A 15,291-nucleotide genomic window follows, 5' to 3' on the forward strand; every position below is an offset into this window, starting at 1 on the left:
TCTAGTACCAGCTAAATTCACTATTTCTTATCTTCACTCCTGCTCTCCACTTCCACCAGCCACTCTTCAAATTCCTTTCCGTCGCTACCATCTGCTAATACGACTGCTTTCCTGGCATACTTTTTTGCTCGATCATAATCTTCCAATTGCAACGCAAATTCAGAAGCCTCTTTCCATTCAAATGGGGTAGCTCGTAAATACTGTCTTTCCTTCAAAAAAAGCGAGATGGCGCCATCCCAATTTTGTTCCTGTTTATAAATGCTTTGTAATAACCTATATACGCTAGGAGCTTCGTAATAATAAGGCCCTTGCTCGTTATCGTATTTCAGCAACTTTTGTTTTACTTCGTTATCTTTTCCTCCACTTACTAACTTCTCAGACATGTTGTTCATAAACTCTTCATTTCGCTCTAGAAACGTATGGTAACTTGAAAGTTTCTCATCTGTGACGACTGTAAAACTCTTGCTGAAAGAGTCTCTCACTTTTGTCCCATTTATAAGATCTCTCAACACTCCAGTCCCATGGTTAGCAAGAAGCTGCTCAACTGTAAAATGAGCCATGATATACCTCTCACTCGTTCCAAAAGCTTGATTATTCATATCCATTTCAGAATATGGAACAACTTTCCACATATGAATAGCTTCATAGAAAGGCAATGGAGCAAAACGATGTGCAAAAGCTTCTGCTACTCCTTCATGAAACCAGTCTGGAAGATCCGTTTCTTTTACATTCTGTTGCTCTAAGTATGATTGCAAATAAAAATGAGCGAATTCATGTGCCAATGCATGGACTCTTTCTTCCTCTGGTAAACTACTATTTATCGCTATTATGTTAGTGAACGGAAAAAAGAGTCCGTTTGCATTTCTTACGATAGGGTAGGGTAATTTCCCTTGTTTAATGACGAATACTTCTAACTCAGGAATTGATAAATCACCAAACCATTCTTTACTTAATTGATCGAAATCTGGAATTTGATCGGCTAAAGAGAACGCAACATCTTTTTGCGATTCATCAAACCTTAACTCTACATTCCCTATCGTTGAAGAAGAATAATTATAATGAAAAACGTGCAGCATCATTTTAGAAGATAACTGTGAAATAGGTGCCCATCTCAACAAGCTTGAGACGAGGACGAACACACCAACCAAAATAACGACATTCAAAATGAGAGACGACTTTTTACCTTTTCTTTCTCTAATCTTCATTGTCTAAATCATGATCAAGAAAAGATTTCTTGTTAACATCCATTCCGTCTTGCTTTTCCAGGGATTGCCCCACAATCGAACTATTAATCCCTCTTCTTACTGCTGTTTCAATGACAACATAGAGGATGAAAATTCCTACAATGTATAGAACAATTGGCAGAATGATACCTTCCATAGCGAACCTCTTTCTAAACGAATTTGGTGATTGTTTCGTGATTTATAAATTCTTGAACTACTTCCCTAGGGATAATAGAGCAACAATTCACTGAAGCCTGCCCTCGACACTTTCCTTCAACTAACTCTCATACCCGAAACCCCTCCCTCTTCCAATTATTTCAAACCACTTCCTCTAACTCAATGATTTATTTCATAAATAAGAAACTTACCTACTGTATTATCAATTAATCAATAGGCTATGTTAGCTCAGATTGTTGATTTATCGATTTTGGCTCATTCGAGTGAAACCTAGCCAATCAAAAAAAAATGATGTAAATGGTTGCAATTTACTGATAACTTTTGTATCCTTTAATTAATCAAATAAATTTGATGAATAGAGGTGTTCCTCATGACTATACCTGTTGTCGATCAGAAACTTGAGCAAACATTTAAGACGTATGAAAAACGGTTTAAAGCACTTTCCGATCATAAACGCTTGCACATTATGTATGAAATCACTCAAGCGAATGAATTGTGCGTTTGTGATCTAACCGATAAGCTTCACTTGCCTCAATCTAAGCTGTCCTATCATCTCAAAATACTAATGGATGCAAATTTAATTACTAAGGAAACGCGAGGAACATGGAGTTATTACAAGTTAAATACCAAAGAAGTCAATCATATTCTATCAGAAGAACTCTGTTGTCTATTCCGTACAAATGACGGGTCTTAATTTTTATCTTATAGATCAAATTAAATTGATTTAAGGAGTGTTCTTATGCAACGCATTCACATTGGACTAAATGTAACAGATCTAACAAATTCGATTGATTTTTATACGAAAATTTTTGATGGGTCACCTGTTAAAGTCAAAGAAGACTATGCGAAGTTCTTACCTAATGACGTAGCGTTAAACTTTACTTTGAATCTCCATGATCAAGTCAACGGAAATCAGGTTGGACACTTCGGAATCCAAGTTGATACTCTTGAAGAAGTATTAACTCATAAAGAGAGACTTGAAAAGCTTGGCTTCTTTGCACGAGAAGAAATGAATACGAATTGTTGCTATGCGCTTCAAGATAAGTTCTGGGTGACAGATCCCGATGGAAACGAATGGGAGTTTTTCTTCACAAAACAAGACAGTGAAGCAGTAACGGAAAGTGAGGAATGCTGCTCAACAGCGGAAGAGAATATAACAATTAAATAGAACTATAAAAAAGCGACCACATCTGGCCGCTTTTTTGTTAGGAATTATATGCATTTGTTTAAGACAGGTGCCAAACTGCGACATCCTCTACTCTTTACAAGGAAAAATGGAACGGAGCTTTTCATCTCTCAGCCAAATTCCTCCCCAAGCCAAAATCGCTAAGTAGAGTGGAAATAGTGTATGAGTAAACAGGGGGTTATCTAAACGAATGTGCGTTGCGATTGCACCTCCAAAGTAGCCAGTTAATAGGACTGCTCCTAGAATGGATGATTTAGGAAAAGCATAAAGAATGACAGAAAGCAAGCCAAGGATACCAATCACCAATAGATGATGTTCAGCATAGCCGAGCTCTAAAGTCCCTTCTACAACCGCAGTAGGCTTATAGAATTTAGAAAGGCTATCAAGAAACATAAACAGAATAACAATAGCGCTCATCAGTCGGGCAAGTGTTACCCTACCTAAAGACATTGTCTTCTCCATTTTTATCCCCCTCTTTTAGATCCAATACATCACCTTACTTCTATTTATATATACTTTTCTTGCAATGTCTTTATGTCTTACAGAAAACAAGTCACTTATATAGAAGGAAGATAACTCATAAATTCCAACAAAGGAACACACATCCCGCCCTACCCTTTGCAGGAAATGTCTTATTTGTATAGAATGAAATTATTAACTTCATTTTCGTCAGTGTAATAAACAGTATCATTTAAATAGAAAGGGTGATGACTTGCACAGCCAAATGAATCAATTGTTTGTAGATCAGAAGAGCGTTCATGTGTTGTATGCCTATCGTGGGATGCAAAAGTACATGGAACAAGTATTGAGCTATATAAAAGAAGGCGTGCTTGCTGGAGATTATGTCATTCTAATTGAAAATGACCGACTTTATCGTATGATTGAAAAAGAACTGAACGGTATATTAACGGAAGAGCAAATGAAGTTTGTTCACCGCGTAAATAGCTTTGATTTCTATTTCTCAAGTGGAAGTTATCACCCACCTGCAATAGAAGCTTACTTTAATCAAATGGTTCAACCATACATCGAGAAAAACATCTCTTTCCGGTCCTGGGCACATGTCGAATGGGCTAGTATGGAGGAACCGCTTCATCTAATAGAAGATTTCGAGAAGATTGTAGACGGAGCTGTTAATCAATACTCATTCCCATTAATTTGCGCTTACGATGGAGAAAGAATGCCCGACTATCTGGTGAAAATCTTAATGGAAACCCACCCATACGTCCTTATGGATGAGAACTTCATTCATTCCGATCAATATCAATCAAGTTGATAGACAATACAAAACCTGCTTATGGATTAACCATAAGCAGGTTTTGTATTGTTATAACTCTCACAACTCTATCTCATTTTGGTCAATGGGACTTGAAAAATTATACAGAGAAACAGAATAAAAGCAAATGACAGAACCCATGTTAACAAAGGGTTTCGATGATGTAATCCAATCATTGTAAACGTAACAAAGTTAAATAGGATCGACCACAGTAACGACCATTCGTTATGATAATGAATATAATGGACAAGTAGAACGCTTACTTCTAATCCAGAAAAAATACCCACCCATACTAACAGCCTTATTATTTTCCCCCCTACTGTTTTCGGGTAGTTGGACAAGTACAGTAGAACTACTGCAGGAAACTGTGTGAAGATAATCCACATATCTAAAAGCGTATGGTTGGAGAAAACACCGCTGAAATCTTCCCATTCCCATGTTGGATATTCATATGTAATTACATTAAAGAGAACCGCATTTACGATCATATAAAGCATTGTGGGATAGTACTTCTCCCAATTTCTCCAGTCTCCATATCGCCAGGCTGCCAAAATGAATAATATCGTAACAATAATTGAAATCATGAACAATCGCCTCTGTCATTAATAGTCCCTAGTAGTATGTTCTAAAAAAATGGATTCAGTATTTATAAGAGGAATGATTTCAGTTCAGTATAAACGCTTTAGCTGCTCCGTAATAAACCAACTCTTTTTAGATCGCATAAAAGGCGTATCCTAATTTTAGGATACGCCTTTATTTATTACCCCAAGTATCTATAAACAAAGGAAATCATTGTTAAGTAATAAAATATTCTCTTAAAGCCTGCTGTAACGTACCTAAAGTTCTGATCTCTTTATCTAACTTAATACCAAGCTCCGTTACCTTCATTACAACTAACTTTCTTAACCCGGTTATGACAGTTGTGCAACCCATCAGTGAGGCGCCATCGATGATTTGAATCAATCGGTAAACATCATCACGATTTATATCTGCAATACCTGATAAGTCCATTATTAATGTTTGGATACGCATTTCACTTATTACGGTTAATACCTTATCCTCAAGGATTTCGGTTCTTTGAGCATCAATTGTACCGATTAAAGGTAAGATGCTTACCGAGTTATTAATTGGAATAATTGGAACGGAAAGATTTTCAACTAGCTCTTTTTGAGCCTTTATAAGAGAATCTTTATATTTCGTATAACTTATGAAGAAGGAATTCAAAAAGTTGTCTACTCGGTTGTTAATTTGTTTCTCCATTTCAAAGAAATTAAGATTCGTATCATTACTTTCCAATTCGGTATATTTCTGAAAAAACACCCACAGCGTTCTACGTATAGCTTGTACCCACTCTAATTTAAAAGAAACAGCAAGGGAATGTGTTGCCCAGGCAATTCCTTCTTGTTCTGCAAAAGCGCGAAGATCCCGATCATTCTCTTCGATAATATAAACTACGAGTGTATGAGCATTAGTAACAAGATCGATATTGCCTACTCTTAGTATTTCATCAATTTTATCTTTTACATTAACGGCTTCTTTTAATAGTGTTTCTGTAAAGGTCTGACTGTTTTCTTCGAAGAATTCTAAGAATTTAGATGAATTTTCATACTTAGTCGTTTGCAATTGCCTCTCCTCCTCTATAAGTTAATTACTTTTATTATAAGGCTTTTCACTTATAAATTGTTGCTCTTGAAAGACTTTTTGACTACATACACTTAACTAATTGGAGCGGAAATTAACCACTACTTTAATAGCAACAATGCCTACGAAAGGAGCCTGTTATAAAGCAAGAAACATTACTATACAGTACCGCCTTCTATTCTTAATGAATTCACGATATTAAAATAGAGGGTTATTTACTTGCTAAAAATAAGTTCTATCTAATCGGATGTTAGTTATGAAGAAATATTGGGAACAGTATAGGTGGACGTTAGTTTGAAGAGTAGAATCGAAAAGGAGTGGATCACATGAACAATAGTCAATTCGACAAAATCAAGAACGGAAAAGGTTTCATTGCGGCATTAGACCAAAGCGGTGGTAGTACACCTAAAGCGCTAGCTGAGTATGGCGTGCCTGAAGATGCTTATTCTACTGAAGATGAAATGTTTGATCGTGTACACCAAATGCGAACTAGAATCGTAACATCTCCTGCATTTAATGCAGAACAGATTCTCGGCGCAATCCTATTCGAGCAAACAATGGATCGTGAAATCGAAGGCAAATACACAGCCGATTACCTTGCTGACAAAGGCATTGTTCCTTTCTTGAAAGTTGATAAAGGACTAGCTGAGCAAGAAAACGGTGTTCAGCTTATGAAGCCAATCTCTGATTTAGATGAGACGCTACGCCGTGCAAACGAGCGAAAGATCTTTGGTACTAAGATGCGCTCTGTCATTCATGAGCCAAATACAAGCGGAATCAAAGCTGTAGTAGATCAGCAGTTCGAAGTCGCAAAGCGCATTGTGAATTCTGATTTAATGCCAATCATCGAACCTGAAGTGAACATTTACAGTGTGAAAAAAGAAAAGTCCGAAGAAATTCTGCGTGATGAAATCATGAAGCACTTGAATGATCTACCAGAAAACGAAAATGTTATGCTGAAGCTCTCTATTCCAACGAAAGCGAATGCGTATAAAGAATTGATTGAGCACCCTCGCGTTCTACGCGTTGTTGCACTATCTGGCGGTTACTCTCGTGACGAAGCAAATGAGAAATTGAAAGAAAATCATGGCCTCATTGCAAGCTTCTCAAGAGCACTTTCTGCAGACCTAAATGCCAATCAATCTGATGAAGAGTTCAACGAAGCTCTGAAGAATGCTGTAGAAAGCATTCACGATGCTTCTGTGAATAAAAAGTAATTCAATGTAGTTAAACAAGAGAAGGGATCTTATCCACCTTTGGATAAGATCCCTTTGTTTATATATTAAATTGTTACCGTACCGAAAACTGAGCTACTTAGAATGATTTACCTCCTTCTGTTAATCAGTAGTTCAAACCCATAAATGATAAAAGAAAAACTAAAATATGCTAAAAAGATATGGATACGTTTAAAATTAATTAACTTAAAAATGTTTGCCTTTTCTAATACATAACTGAAAACAAAAGCAAAAAATCCATCGATTACTAAATTCATTATAATAAAACGTTTTAAATGACCAAAAGCAAAGTGAAATATCCATAATGTTCCTATAAAAAACGGCCCCATGATAAAGGTAATATCATTAAATACCTTCGTCTTCAAACCGCCATCTACCCTCCACCATTTATAAGGAACCGCTAAGGCACTCATTCCACCAACAAGAATCGATGCCAAAATAGCCACTGGCAAGTATCTTGTGAAAGAACGTTTAGGATAGAAAACAATTGAAATCCAAGGAAGAATAAGTTGAGTGAGTCTAAGAAAATTAGCCATCAAGTGAACCCCTTTTCTCTTTACTCTTCCATTAACAATGCTATTTTATTTAGAAAAAAGGAAATTGTTACTATTAGTCCCATTAAGAATTAATTGAGATAGCGATACTCCATTAAACGATTAAGGATATGAACTTCTCGCAATAATTCCTCCCCAACATTTGTTTCTTGTACTTTCTTTCTCTCTAGTTCTTTATCCACTAATCTTTTGACAGATAAAACATCTGCCCCATTTAGCAGAACTTCTTCTTTGGAGTTGAACTGTTTATGAGCAACTAGTTGCATGCCATAGGAGTTAAACAATAGCGTGTACCCCGCAATCCCTGTGGTGGATTGATACGCCTTAGAGAACCCTCCATCAATGACAATCATCTTTCCACTTGCTTTTATCGGGTTTTCTCCGGAAATTTCTTTAACGGGCGTATGGCCATTAATGATATGACCATGATCCGGATTAAGATCGAAATCAGCTAAAATATTACGACAAATATTCTCGTATTCACGTAAGTGGTAATATGGATTTTTCTTCTCTTTGTGGCTCTCTTTATCGTTAATAAAATATCTTTCAAATGTTGTCATCTCTCTTTTTCCGAATAGAGATGAATATTCTCCTGTCCATAAATACCAAACCATATCTGTCGCAAGATCGTCAGTCTCTTCTGGATGTGCAAATGCATGACGTAAATAATGCTCAAATACATCAAGTAATTCTCGACCTGCATAGGACTTATTTTCAATCGTCATTGCTTCCATTTTTCCGTTTTCATCTAAAGGAATACACCCATGAATTAATAAGTTTCCGTTGTATTTCAAATAAAGACTGCCTTTTTTCATTAGGAAATTCATATGTCGGGCAAGTTTCTCAGAATGTTGAACAGAAAATAACAGTTTGTCCATCACTTCTTCTTCTTCCTCTAAGAGCTGATCAGGTTGTTCAGGATTAATCGTACTAAAGCAGGTGTTTTCTAGTGGATACGTTTTACCATGAATCGTTATTTCGTTACGATCGTAATCCAACTTCTCAAGCAAGAGTCTTTCTGACATATTAAAATACGAACGCCTCTTAATAATTGGGCTTTCAAGTTTGAATTGAATCATGGCAATGGCTTGATGTATTTTGGTGCTTTGTAACACTTCATGACTCGATTGTTTCTCGTCTGATTGTACTTTCGGTCTAAAAGCCGGATTGTCATCATAGTATTTCTCCGCAAGATTAAGAAGCGGCCTTAGATTGATTCCGTATACGTCTTCTATAATCTCTAAGTTGTTGTATCTCGCACAGATCCGAATAATGTTAGCGAGACAAACCTTTGACCCCGCAAAAGCACCAATCCATAGTACATCATGATTACCCCACTGAATATCAACAGAGTGATAATTGATGAGTGTCTCCATAATTTTATCTGGTTCTGGACCTCGATCATAGATGTCGCCTACTACATGAAGATGGTCAACGACTAACCTCTGTGTTGTATAAGCAAGACCTGCGATGAGCTTATCAGCCTGACCGAGAGAGATAATTTGCTGGAGAATTTTTTTATAATAATGTTCTTTATTGTTAAGATCATTATCGGTTTTGTATAGTAGCTCTTCGATCACATAAACAAACTGAGTAGGCAATGCTTTACGTAATTTCGAGCGCGTATATTTGGAAGATGCATAGGAAGTGAGTTTCAGCATCCGCTCAATTGTTTCTGTGTACCAATGGTTTAAATCTGTCTCATTGTCAAAAGCATTTTTGAGCAACGTTATTTTTTCTTCAGGATAATAAACCAATGTGGCAAATTCATTTATCTCTTCTTCAGATAAAACTTCTCCAAAAAGATCTGTTATTTTCTCTTTCACTTTCCCCGACCCATTCCTTAGCACATGTTGAAAAGCTTGATATTCCCCATGCAAATCGCTCACAAAATGCTCTGTTCCTTTTGGGAGATTAAGAATGGCTTTAAGATTTATTATTTCAGTGACTACTTTTTCTTCACTATCATATTTTTGGGCTAGTAAATCTAAGTACTTAGTATTCAAACTGATGTAACCCCTTTCAAAGTCCATTAAAAATTTTAGAGCAAAATAGTCATAATCGATCGATTTGGTAAAGAATTTTCTATTCCATATGATCGTATCACATTTTTTTGGATAGAAGTATTTGAAGATCAAGCAAGTATACTTTCAGCTACCTTCGAAAACTTATAGAAAGGCTGTTTTCGTAAACATTGTTGCTATAAGAGTGGGGGTGATTTCCGCTTCAGGATGCTCGCTTTCCGCGGGGCGAGCGGTGAGCCTCCTCGGCGCACAAAAACATTGCGCCTGTGGAGTCTCACCTGTCACGCTAGTCCCGCAGGAGTCGAGCAACTTCCGCTCCAATCAGCTAAGTTTGGTTCTTTATACAGATTTGTTCAAAAGCAACAACCTTTGAGAAAAGAGCCTATAAAAAAAACACTTACCTCTATCAAGGAAGTGCTACGTATACGATTAGATATAAACGTGTTCAGGATGTGGATGGCTAAGAAAATCATGGTGGGAAATCGTCCATCCATAGGCTCCTGCGTATTCAAAAACGAGAACATCGCCAGCTCTTAGACGGTTCATGTACTCTTTTCGGACAAGAACATCATTCGGGGTACAGAGTTCACCAGCAACGGTAACTTTTGCATCAGTGATTTCTGGTCGTTCAAACGGGTAGCGCCACTCGTCAATCGGATGAATGCTAAACGGCTGGCTAATCTTCCATGCTGCTGGGAAACGAAGGTGGTGGGATCCACCTCGGATAACAGCATAATGTTCACTATGATTCGTTTTCACATCCAACACTTCCGCAACATACGACCCACATTCAGCCGTTACGTAGCGACCAATCTCAAGAAATAGTGTGAGGTCCTCATCCTTATAATCTGTCTCGCATTGGGACAATCCTGTGGCAAGTGTATCCCAGTCAAATGGTTGAGCAGGATTCCAATAGTTAATCCCAACGCCACCACCAATATCGATTATGGGGTTATTCAACTCATACTCATCTCGCCAAGCTAATGATTTCTCTATACACATTTCTACAAATCGAACATGGGCATGTGCATCTAAATTGTTGGACATGGCGTGATAATGAAAGCCTCTTACATCAATATTCTGGAGCTCCATTGCCTTTTCGATCAGGTCTTGCACATCACGTTCATCTACTCCGAACTGACTTGGAACACCAGACATCCGAATATTGCTTTCTGAAACATTCTCGCTTAAATTGACTCGTAGAAGAACAGGTAAGGTCACTTTATTTTGGATAGCTATATGATTCATTCTATTCAACTCATGGAAGCTCTCAACGTTAAAGTATTCGACGTTGTGGTCCATGGCGTTTTCAATTTCACTATCCTTTTTACCAGGTCCTCCAAAGAGCATCGGTTTCCTTGTTACGTTGCTTACTTTACCGATTTCACCAATGGAAGCTACCTCGAAGCCATCGACGATTGGCTCGAGCGTTTGAAGTAGTTCACGCGCTGGATTTGCTTTAACGGCATAGTAGAAGCGACAAAAAGATGGCAAGCTTTCTTTAATGGATGTTGCATGCTCCTTGAGTAGTTCAAGATCATAAACATAGGCACAGATTGGCTCTGAGTCGCTACTTTTCCTTTGTTCAATGTATGTTTCGACTGCACTTTTCTTTTCAACTGTTTCCATGACGTTGCCTCCACTTTATCTAAAACATCGTTCCAAGTAACGTAAAATCCAACTACTCTGTCGTTCAAACAAAATACTGCGAATTGTATGCTAGAATTACTCACATTCCTTATCCATATGATGGAGGGGATTCGCTACCTCTGTATAACAATAGTCTTTTGCATCTGTTAATCGCATTTTGGTAAGTGATTTATGCATCACCTTCGGCTGGAATAAGAATTCTCGATCACTTGCGATGTTCTCTTCTATTCCTTGATTCGCTAAGGAGTGTAGTGTGTCGTTACAAACGTGTTTAACTCGCTTCCAAAGCGCATCTTCCTCAACACCTGAGTACTGGACGAGCTGACGAACAATCTCACCAAGGTGATTTTGGAAAACCGTATAATACAGTTTATTGTGCATATCCGCTTGTTGGTCAGTAACAGAAACGGATCCATCGGTAAACGTCACTTCAATGCCTTGCTGATCGAGTCGCTCTTGATAAATCCGTGCGCCACCCCAATCTCTGAAAAAGAAGCGGGAAAGCCTTCCCTCTTTAAACACTGGAATACTGTTTTGAAGATGGCCTTCTAGTGCAACTCCATACTTTACCATCAATGTAAGATAGCCTGGAATGACAGTTGTAATGTAGTCTTCGAAAAAGGGAAAAACACCGCTGTTCTTAGCTAAGTTGTTCGCTTTCGCATAAGTCGTAACAAGTTCAGCAAGAATGGTTTGCTCACTTAATGGGGATTGTGCATACAATGCAGGCCCTGCTACAGCTAATTCATCTTCTTTCAGCTCTTGCTCTATATTTTCACGCAATAACATCGTTAAATTTCTACTTTTTAATGTCTCGTTTGAGTTGAACGCAGCTCCTGCAATTTCGTTTAACGGAATAAAGTTCTTTAACAAAGGTTCTCTATCCATAATTGTCTTGATCATCGATGTAAACAAAGTCGAGTTCATAGCCGTTTGCGTTGAAATCGAACGTATTGTGGAAGTCATCTGACTGTTAACCGCAAGCTTTAATGACGGTGATGAGCTATTTTTCGGATGAACGGTTCGAAATGAAGAGGTCGCCTCAGCTTCTAATTTAACACCTTCGATCATGATTATCGTTCCTTCATCGAGCTCTTTCTCATAAACGCTAGGAATGGCGTGTACATACTGCCACTCGTGTACAGGAATAATTTCATACGCATCTGGAGTTACTCCTATGTTTCGTAACGCCATAATGCACTCTTCCAACTGGTCTGGAAAGTAAGGCTCAAGAAAGTGTTGTGTTTCAATGGAAGTTGTTAAAACATATTTACGATTCACTGCAACGAAACGAACGCTGAATGGCTGATGAAATTCAGGAGAATACCGAAAAACATCTTCTGGATTCAACCCCATTTTTGTCTTCGCACCAGGATGAAGGTGATGACCATCAAGGACAAGCTGTTCTAAGAATAAACTTTGGGAAAAGCCTGGATCTGCTTTCTTTTTCTTCAGAAGATAGTCACCGGTTGAATCAGCACCAAGATGATTAGCTTCTTTCTGAATCTCTTTTTTCCATAATTCCTCATACATATAGGCTAGTGCTAGATTAGCTGTTCCGTTGTTAAGCTCATCCATAAAATGATCTAAATTTACTTGGGTCTTTCCAAACAATAGCTCACATAACTCTGATGCTAACTTAATGCAGGTAATCCCACTGCTGTTGATAGATAAAATGTCATCGGTCGTCTCAATTCGCTGAAACGCAAATTCATGCTGAATTGGAAAAACAATGAACGTTTCAGAGAGTTCAACTACTTTATATGTAAGATCCTCACGTATGGGATACTCCTGAATGTGTTTGAAAAATGCTTTCCACTTTTTAGTGTCTTTCTCTTGATTCACAATATAAACTGAACCCATTTTCTTAAGAGTAAACGCGTTAGCATAAAAGTTGTTAATGTTCTCCCTTAGAATAGAGGAAGCTAATTTATGAAGAATGCCTTTCCGCCCTTTATCGAGATTTGCCATGTATCGATTTACTTCAGAAGCCTGCTGCTTCATCAAAAAACGCATACAGATCCCTTCTTCTTCCAACATAACATCATTGTCACTTCTATTATTCAATTGACTTTTTCTGAATTGAATCACCATTTTGCTACACCTCGTTCGTTAAACTTAAAGGATTCGCAATATCCACATAAGCATTCTCTGTAAATTTGTCTGTGAGTCTCATTTTAACTAACGCCTTCATACTTGATTTCGGTGACATTATGAGTTGTTTATCCTTTAGATTGTCCCTTGGGATTGAACGATCATGAGTTAAAGAAGCGTATAAGTTTTCAACCGTTTTTCTGACGGATTTCCAAAGCTCAGCTTCGTTGATCTGTAACTTTCGCGCCAATGCTACGATAATTTCTCCCATATGATTATGAATGAGCGCATGGAAAAAGACATCAAGTAGCTCTTTGCTATTATCTGTCATTAAATTAGTGCTCCCATCAAGCTCTCCTACGTTCACAAAATGACTCAGTCGTTCATTCATAATCCGAATCCCACCATTATCTCTGACAATCATGCGCTCAGGCAAGCCGTCTCGAAACACACAAACACAATTTTGCAAGTGCACTTCCATGCTAATTCCATACTTCGTGATTAACGTTAATACCCCAGGAAATAACACATTTGCGTATTTCTCGATATAGTCGCCAGCTGCTTCTGATATTGAACCAAACTGATTAATCACAGCATAATTTATAATTAATTCTTCTATTAAAAGTTGATCGGTTACTGGAGACGCATTAATAAGAGCAGCCGCAGGCAATGCGACTTCTTCATTTGTTAGAGTCGACTCTGGATTCTCTCGAATAATCGATGCTAAGTTCTTCTGAAGAAAATAACGATCATCTGCACTCACTGATGAAACTGGTTCATAATGCACTCCAGCTTCTTCATTCATAAAACTTAGCGAACTTTTGATAAGTGAATCATGGTCTGTGATGTTTTTAAGAACAGAAGATACTCTAGGCCCATTACGAGTTGAAGCAGCTGATACTGTTCTAATTGCACTCGTCATTTGGACGTTCATAGCCGTTTTGATATGATGCTTTGTCTGATCTCCGAGCGGTGCGAGTGATCGGAATGATACGAGTGCCGCTGTTTCTATTGTGCTCTCTTCAAGAGGAACAATCCATTTATTGTTGAGATCATCCCTATAGTGTAGCTTGATTGTATTTTCAAATTGCCATGGATGTACAGGAATCAGTTCATAGTCGCTTAGATTCAATTTTTTACTTGCCATCATCGTTTCTAGTTGACTCGAAACATCTGGATACTCTTCTACTATGATGTTGGTAGTCGATCGATTTCCTACTGTCGTCATCTGACAGTATTTCTTATGAACGGCCACAGGAATAACTTTCGGATTTCCAGACCATTCTGGAGCATACTTCGCTACATCCCTTGGTGAAAGTCCAAGTCGAGTTCTTGAGCATGGATGAATTGTATGCCCTTGAATAACCCATTGCTCAAAGAAAATGAGTGGACTAAACGATGGGTTTTGACGTCTTTTCTCAAGAACGTAATTCATCGTCTTATTCACTTCAAGCTGCTTTGCTTCTTTCTGTACGTTCGTTTTTCTATCTTCTGCTATTGTTAAAGCGAGCGCATAGTTATGCGTGCTGTTGGTAATTTCGTTATGGAACTGGTCGATATGATCAAACGTCTTAGCGAAACCATTGTCTGTTAGTAACGAAAGAAACTGACTCGGGTTAGACATCACTTTTCTGTGACCTGATTTATTCACATGCACGATATCACCGTTGATATCGATATGACTTAATATATATACCTTTAAAACTGGGATTTCAATCAGTTCATTCTCTTCGTTCAGTTTAATGGTAGCGATCGAAAGTGATTCTTTCGTATTTAACCACTCAATTTCCATTAATTCTTCTCTTATAATCGCCTGAACAAGTTGATGAAGAACAACCTTTTCAGCTATCTTCACATTATTTCTGTATGGGTCTATAAAATGAGGAAAATCTTCTTGTAAGTAAGGAACAACTTCTGAAGCGTAGTCGTATATACGGTTTTCATCTTTGGTGTTAGCTTTCAATCGAAACCCTCCTCTTCTATCCGCACGGTAATTGAAAATGGTTATCAAGTACTATTCAATTCATACTAATTGAAAACGATTATCACTGTCAAACCTTATCCTTAAAATCGGGCAATAGCTTCATATAAAGTGCAACTACTGGATGAGCAAGTTCAACACCTGGACATTTTCTCATTTCTTTAGTCTACTACATAGCAACAAAATGCACTCATTAAAAAGACTAACGAATATGAATTCGTTAGTTAGAGCGGGTTGTGGGGTGCGAGTGACA

14 protein-coding genes are annotated in these 15,291 nt (G+C 37.8%); 4 read left to right on the forward strand and 10 right to left on the reverse strand.

What is annotated here, in order from left to right; translation table 11 throughout:
- Positions 1-20: 20 nt before the first annotated feature.
- On the reverse strand, positions 21-1,205 hold the full coding sequence (locus tag AB986_RS08850) for an ImmA/IrrE family metallo-endopeptidase (protein WP_048310475.1): 1,185 nt from the start codon (positions 1,203-1,205) through the stop codon (positions 21-23).
- Positions 1,195-1,380, reverse strand: a complete 186-nt coding sequence (locus tag AB986_RS08855) for a hypothetical protein (RefSeq protein ID WP_048310476.1) — start codon at positions 1,378-1,380, stop codon at positions 1,195-1,197. Before AB986_RS08855 ends, AB986_RS08850 begins: the two co-directional genes overlap by 11 nt.
- Positions 1,381-1,770: 390 nt before the next feature.
- Here AB986_RS08855 and AB986_RS08860 point away from each other — a divergent pair, with 390 nt between their 5' ends.
- Together AB986_RS08860 and AB986_RS08865 are read left to right on the forward strand one after the other, a co-directional pair.
- The gene (locus AB986_RS08860; RefSeq protein WP_048310477.1) at positions 1,771-2,094 is read left to right on the forward strand and encodes an ArsR/SmtB family transcription factor; all 324 of its coding nucleotides are present in this window, start codon (positions 1,771-1,773) and stop codon (positions 2,092-2,094) included.
- 45 nt (positions 2,095-2,139) lie between these two features.
- A complete protein-coding gene (locus AB986_RS08865; RefSeq protein WP_048310478.1) occupies positions 2,140-2,568 on the forward strand; it encodes an ArsI/CadI family heavy metal resistance metalloenzyme in 429 nt (142 codons plus the stop codon).
- A gap of 87 nt (positions 2,569-2,655) precedes the next feature.
- Here the strand turns inward: AB986_RS08865 and AB986_RS08870 are convergent, their stop codons facing one another.
- Positions 2,656-3,048: a DoxX family protein gene (locus AB986_RS08870; protein WP_048310479.1), complete on the reverse strand. Its 393-nt coding sequence runs from the start codon at positions 3,046-3,048 to the stop codon at positions 2,656-2,658.
- A 250-nt stretch (positions 3,049-3,298) separates the two neighbouring features.
- Here AB986_RS08870 and AB986_RS08875 point away from each other — a divergent pair, with 250 nt between their 5' ends.
- A complete protein-coding gene (locus AB986_RS08875) occupies positions 3,299-3,859 on the forward strand; it encodes an MEDS domain-containing protein (protein WP_048310480.1) in 561 nt (186 codons plus the stop codon).
- A 68-nt stretch (positions 3,860-3,927) separates the two neighbouring features.
- Here AB986_RS08875 and AB986_RS08880 read toward each other — a convergent pair whose 3' ends face one another.
- Positions 3,928-4,443, reverse strand: a complete 516-nt coding sequence (locus tag AB986_RS08880; protein WP_048310481.1) for a CBO0543 family protein — start codon at positions 4,441-4,443, stop codon at positions 3,928-3,930.
- 211 nt (positions 4,444-4,654) lie between these two features.
- Entirely contained in the window at positions 4,655-5,482 is an 828-nt protein-coding gene (locus AB986_RS08885; RefSeq protein ID WP_048310482.1) for an STAS domain-containing protein, read from the reverse strand.
- Between the two features lie 344 nt (positions 5,483-5,826).
- Here AB986_RS08885 and AB986_RS08890 point away from each other — a divergent pair, with 344 nt between their 5' ends.
- Positions 5,827-6,717: a fructose bisphosphate aldolase gene (locus AB986_RS08890; protein ID WP_048310483.1), complete on the forward strand. Its 891-nt coding sequence runs from the start codon at positions 5,827-5,829 to the stop codon at positions 6,715-6,717.
- 107 nt (positions 6,718-6,824) lie between these two features.
- Here the strand turns inward: AB986_RS08890 and AB986_RS08895 are convergent, their stop codons facing one another.
- The 5 genes from AB986_RS08895 to AB986_RS08915 form a co-directional block, all read right to left on the reverse strand.
- Entirely contained in the window at positions 6,825-7,271 is a 447-nt protein-coding gene (locus AB986_RS08895) for a hypothetical protein (RefSeq protein WP_048310484.1), read from the reverse strand.
- Positions 7,272-7,360: 89 nt separating this feature from the next.
- A complete protein-coding gene (gene fbp, locus AB986_RS08900) occupies positions 7,361-9,295 on the reverse strand; it encodes a fructose-1,6-bisphosphatase (RefSeq protein WP_048310485.1) in 1,935 nt (644 codons plus the stop codon).
- Between the two features lie 447 nt (positions 9,296-9,742).
- Entirely contained in the window at positions 9,743-10,942 is a 1,200-nt protein-coding gene (locus tag AB986_RS08905) for a type III PLP-dependent enzyme (protein ID WP_048310486.1), read from the reverse strand.
- A gap of 96 nt (positions 10,943-11,038) precedes the next feature.
- Positions 11,039-13,057, reverse strand: coding sequence for an IucA/IucC family protein (locus AB986_RS08910; RefSeq protein ID WP_236690332.1), 2,019 nt, complete (start codon positions 13,055-13,057; stop codon positions 11,039-11,041).
- A 4-nt stretch (positions 13,058-13,061) separates the two neighbouring features.
- Positions 13,062-15,020, reverse strand: a complete 1,959-nt coding sequence (locus AB986_RS08915; protein WP_048310487.1) for an IucA/IucC family protein — start codon at positions 15,018-15,020, stop codon at positions 13,062-13,064.
- Positions 15,021-15,291: the final 271 nt, after the last annotated feature.

Origin of the sequence: Guptibacillus hwajinpoensis (genome assembly GCF_001039475.1) — a bacterium.
Lineage (GTDB): Bacteria > Bacillota > Bacilli > Bacillales > Guptibacillaceae > Guptibacillus > Guptibacillus hwajinpoensis.

Bases quoted from the DNA above. Each gene is read 5' to 3' on its own strand.
- AB986_RS08850 (WP_048310475.1), bottom strand. From the start codon at position 1,205: ATGAAGATTAGAGAAAGAAAAGGTAAAAAGTCGTCTCTCATTTTGAAT.
- AB986_RS08855 (WP_048310476.1), bottom strand. From the start codon at position 1,380: ATGGAAGGTATCATTCTGCCAATTGTTCTATACATTGTAGGAATTTTC.
- AB986_RS08860 (WP_048310477.1), top strand. From the start codon at position 1,771: ATGACTATACCTGTTGTCGATCAGAAACTTGAGCAAACATTTAAGACG.
- AB986_RS08865 (WP_048310478.1), top strand. From the start codon at position 2,140: ATGCAACGCATTCACATTGGACTAAATGTAACAGATCTAACAAATTCG.
- AB986_RS08870 (WP_048310479.1), bottom strand. From the start codon at position 3,048: ATGGAGAAGACAATGTCTTTAGGTAGGGTAACACTTGCCCGACTGATG.
- AB986_RS08880 (WP_048310481.1), bottom strand. From the start codon at position 4,443: ATGATTTCAATTATTGTTACGATATTATTCATTTTGGCAGCCTGGCGA.
- AB986_RS08890 (WP_048310483.1), top strand. From the start codon at position 5,827: ATGAACAATAGTCAATTCGACAAAATCAAGAACGGAAAAGGTTTCATT.
- AB986_RS08895 (WP_048310484.1), bottom strand. From the start codon at position 7,271: ATGGCTAATTTTCTTAGACTCACTCAACTTATTCTTCCTTGGATTTCA.
- AB986_RS08905 (WP_048310486.1), bottom strand. From the start codon at position 10,942: ATGGAAACAGTTGAAAAGAAAAGTGCAGTCGAAACATACATTGAACAA.
- AB986_RS08910 (WP_236690332.1), bottom strand. From the start codon at position 13,057: ATGGTGATTCAATTCAGAAAAAGTCAATTGAATAATAGAAGTGACAAT.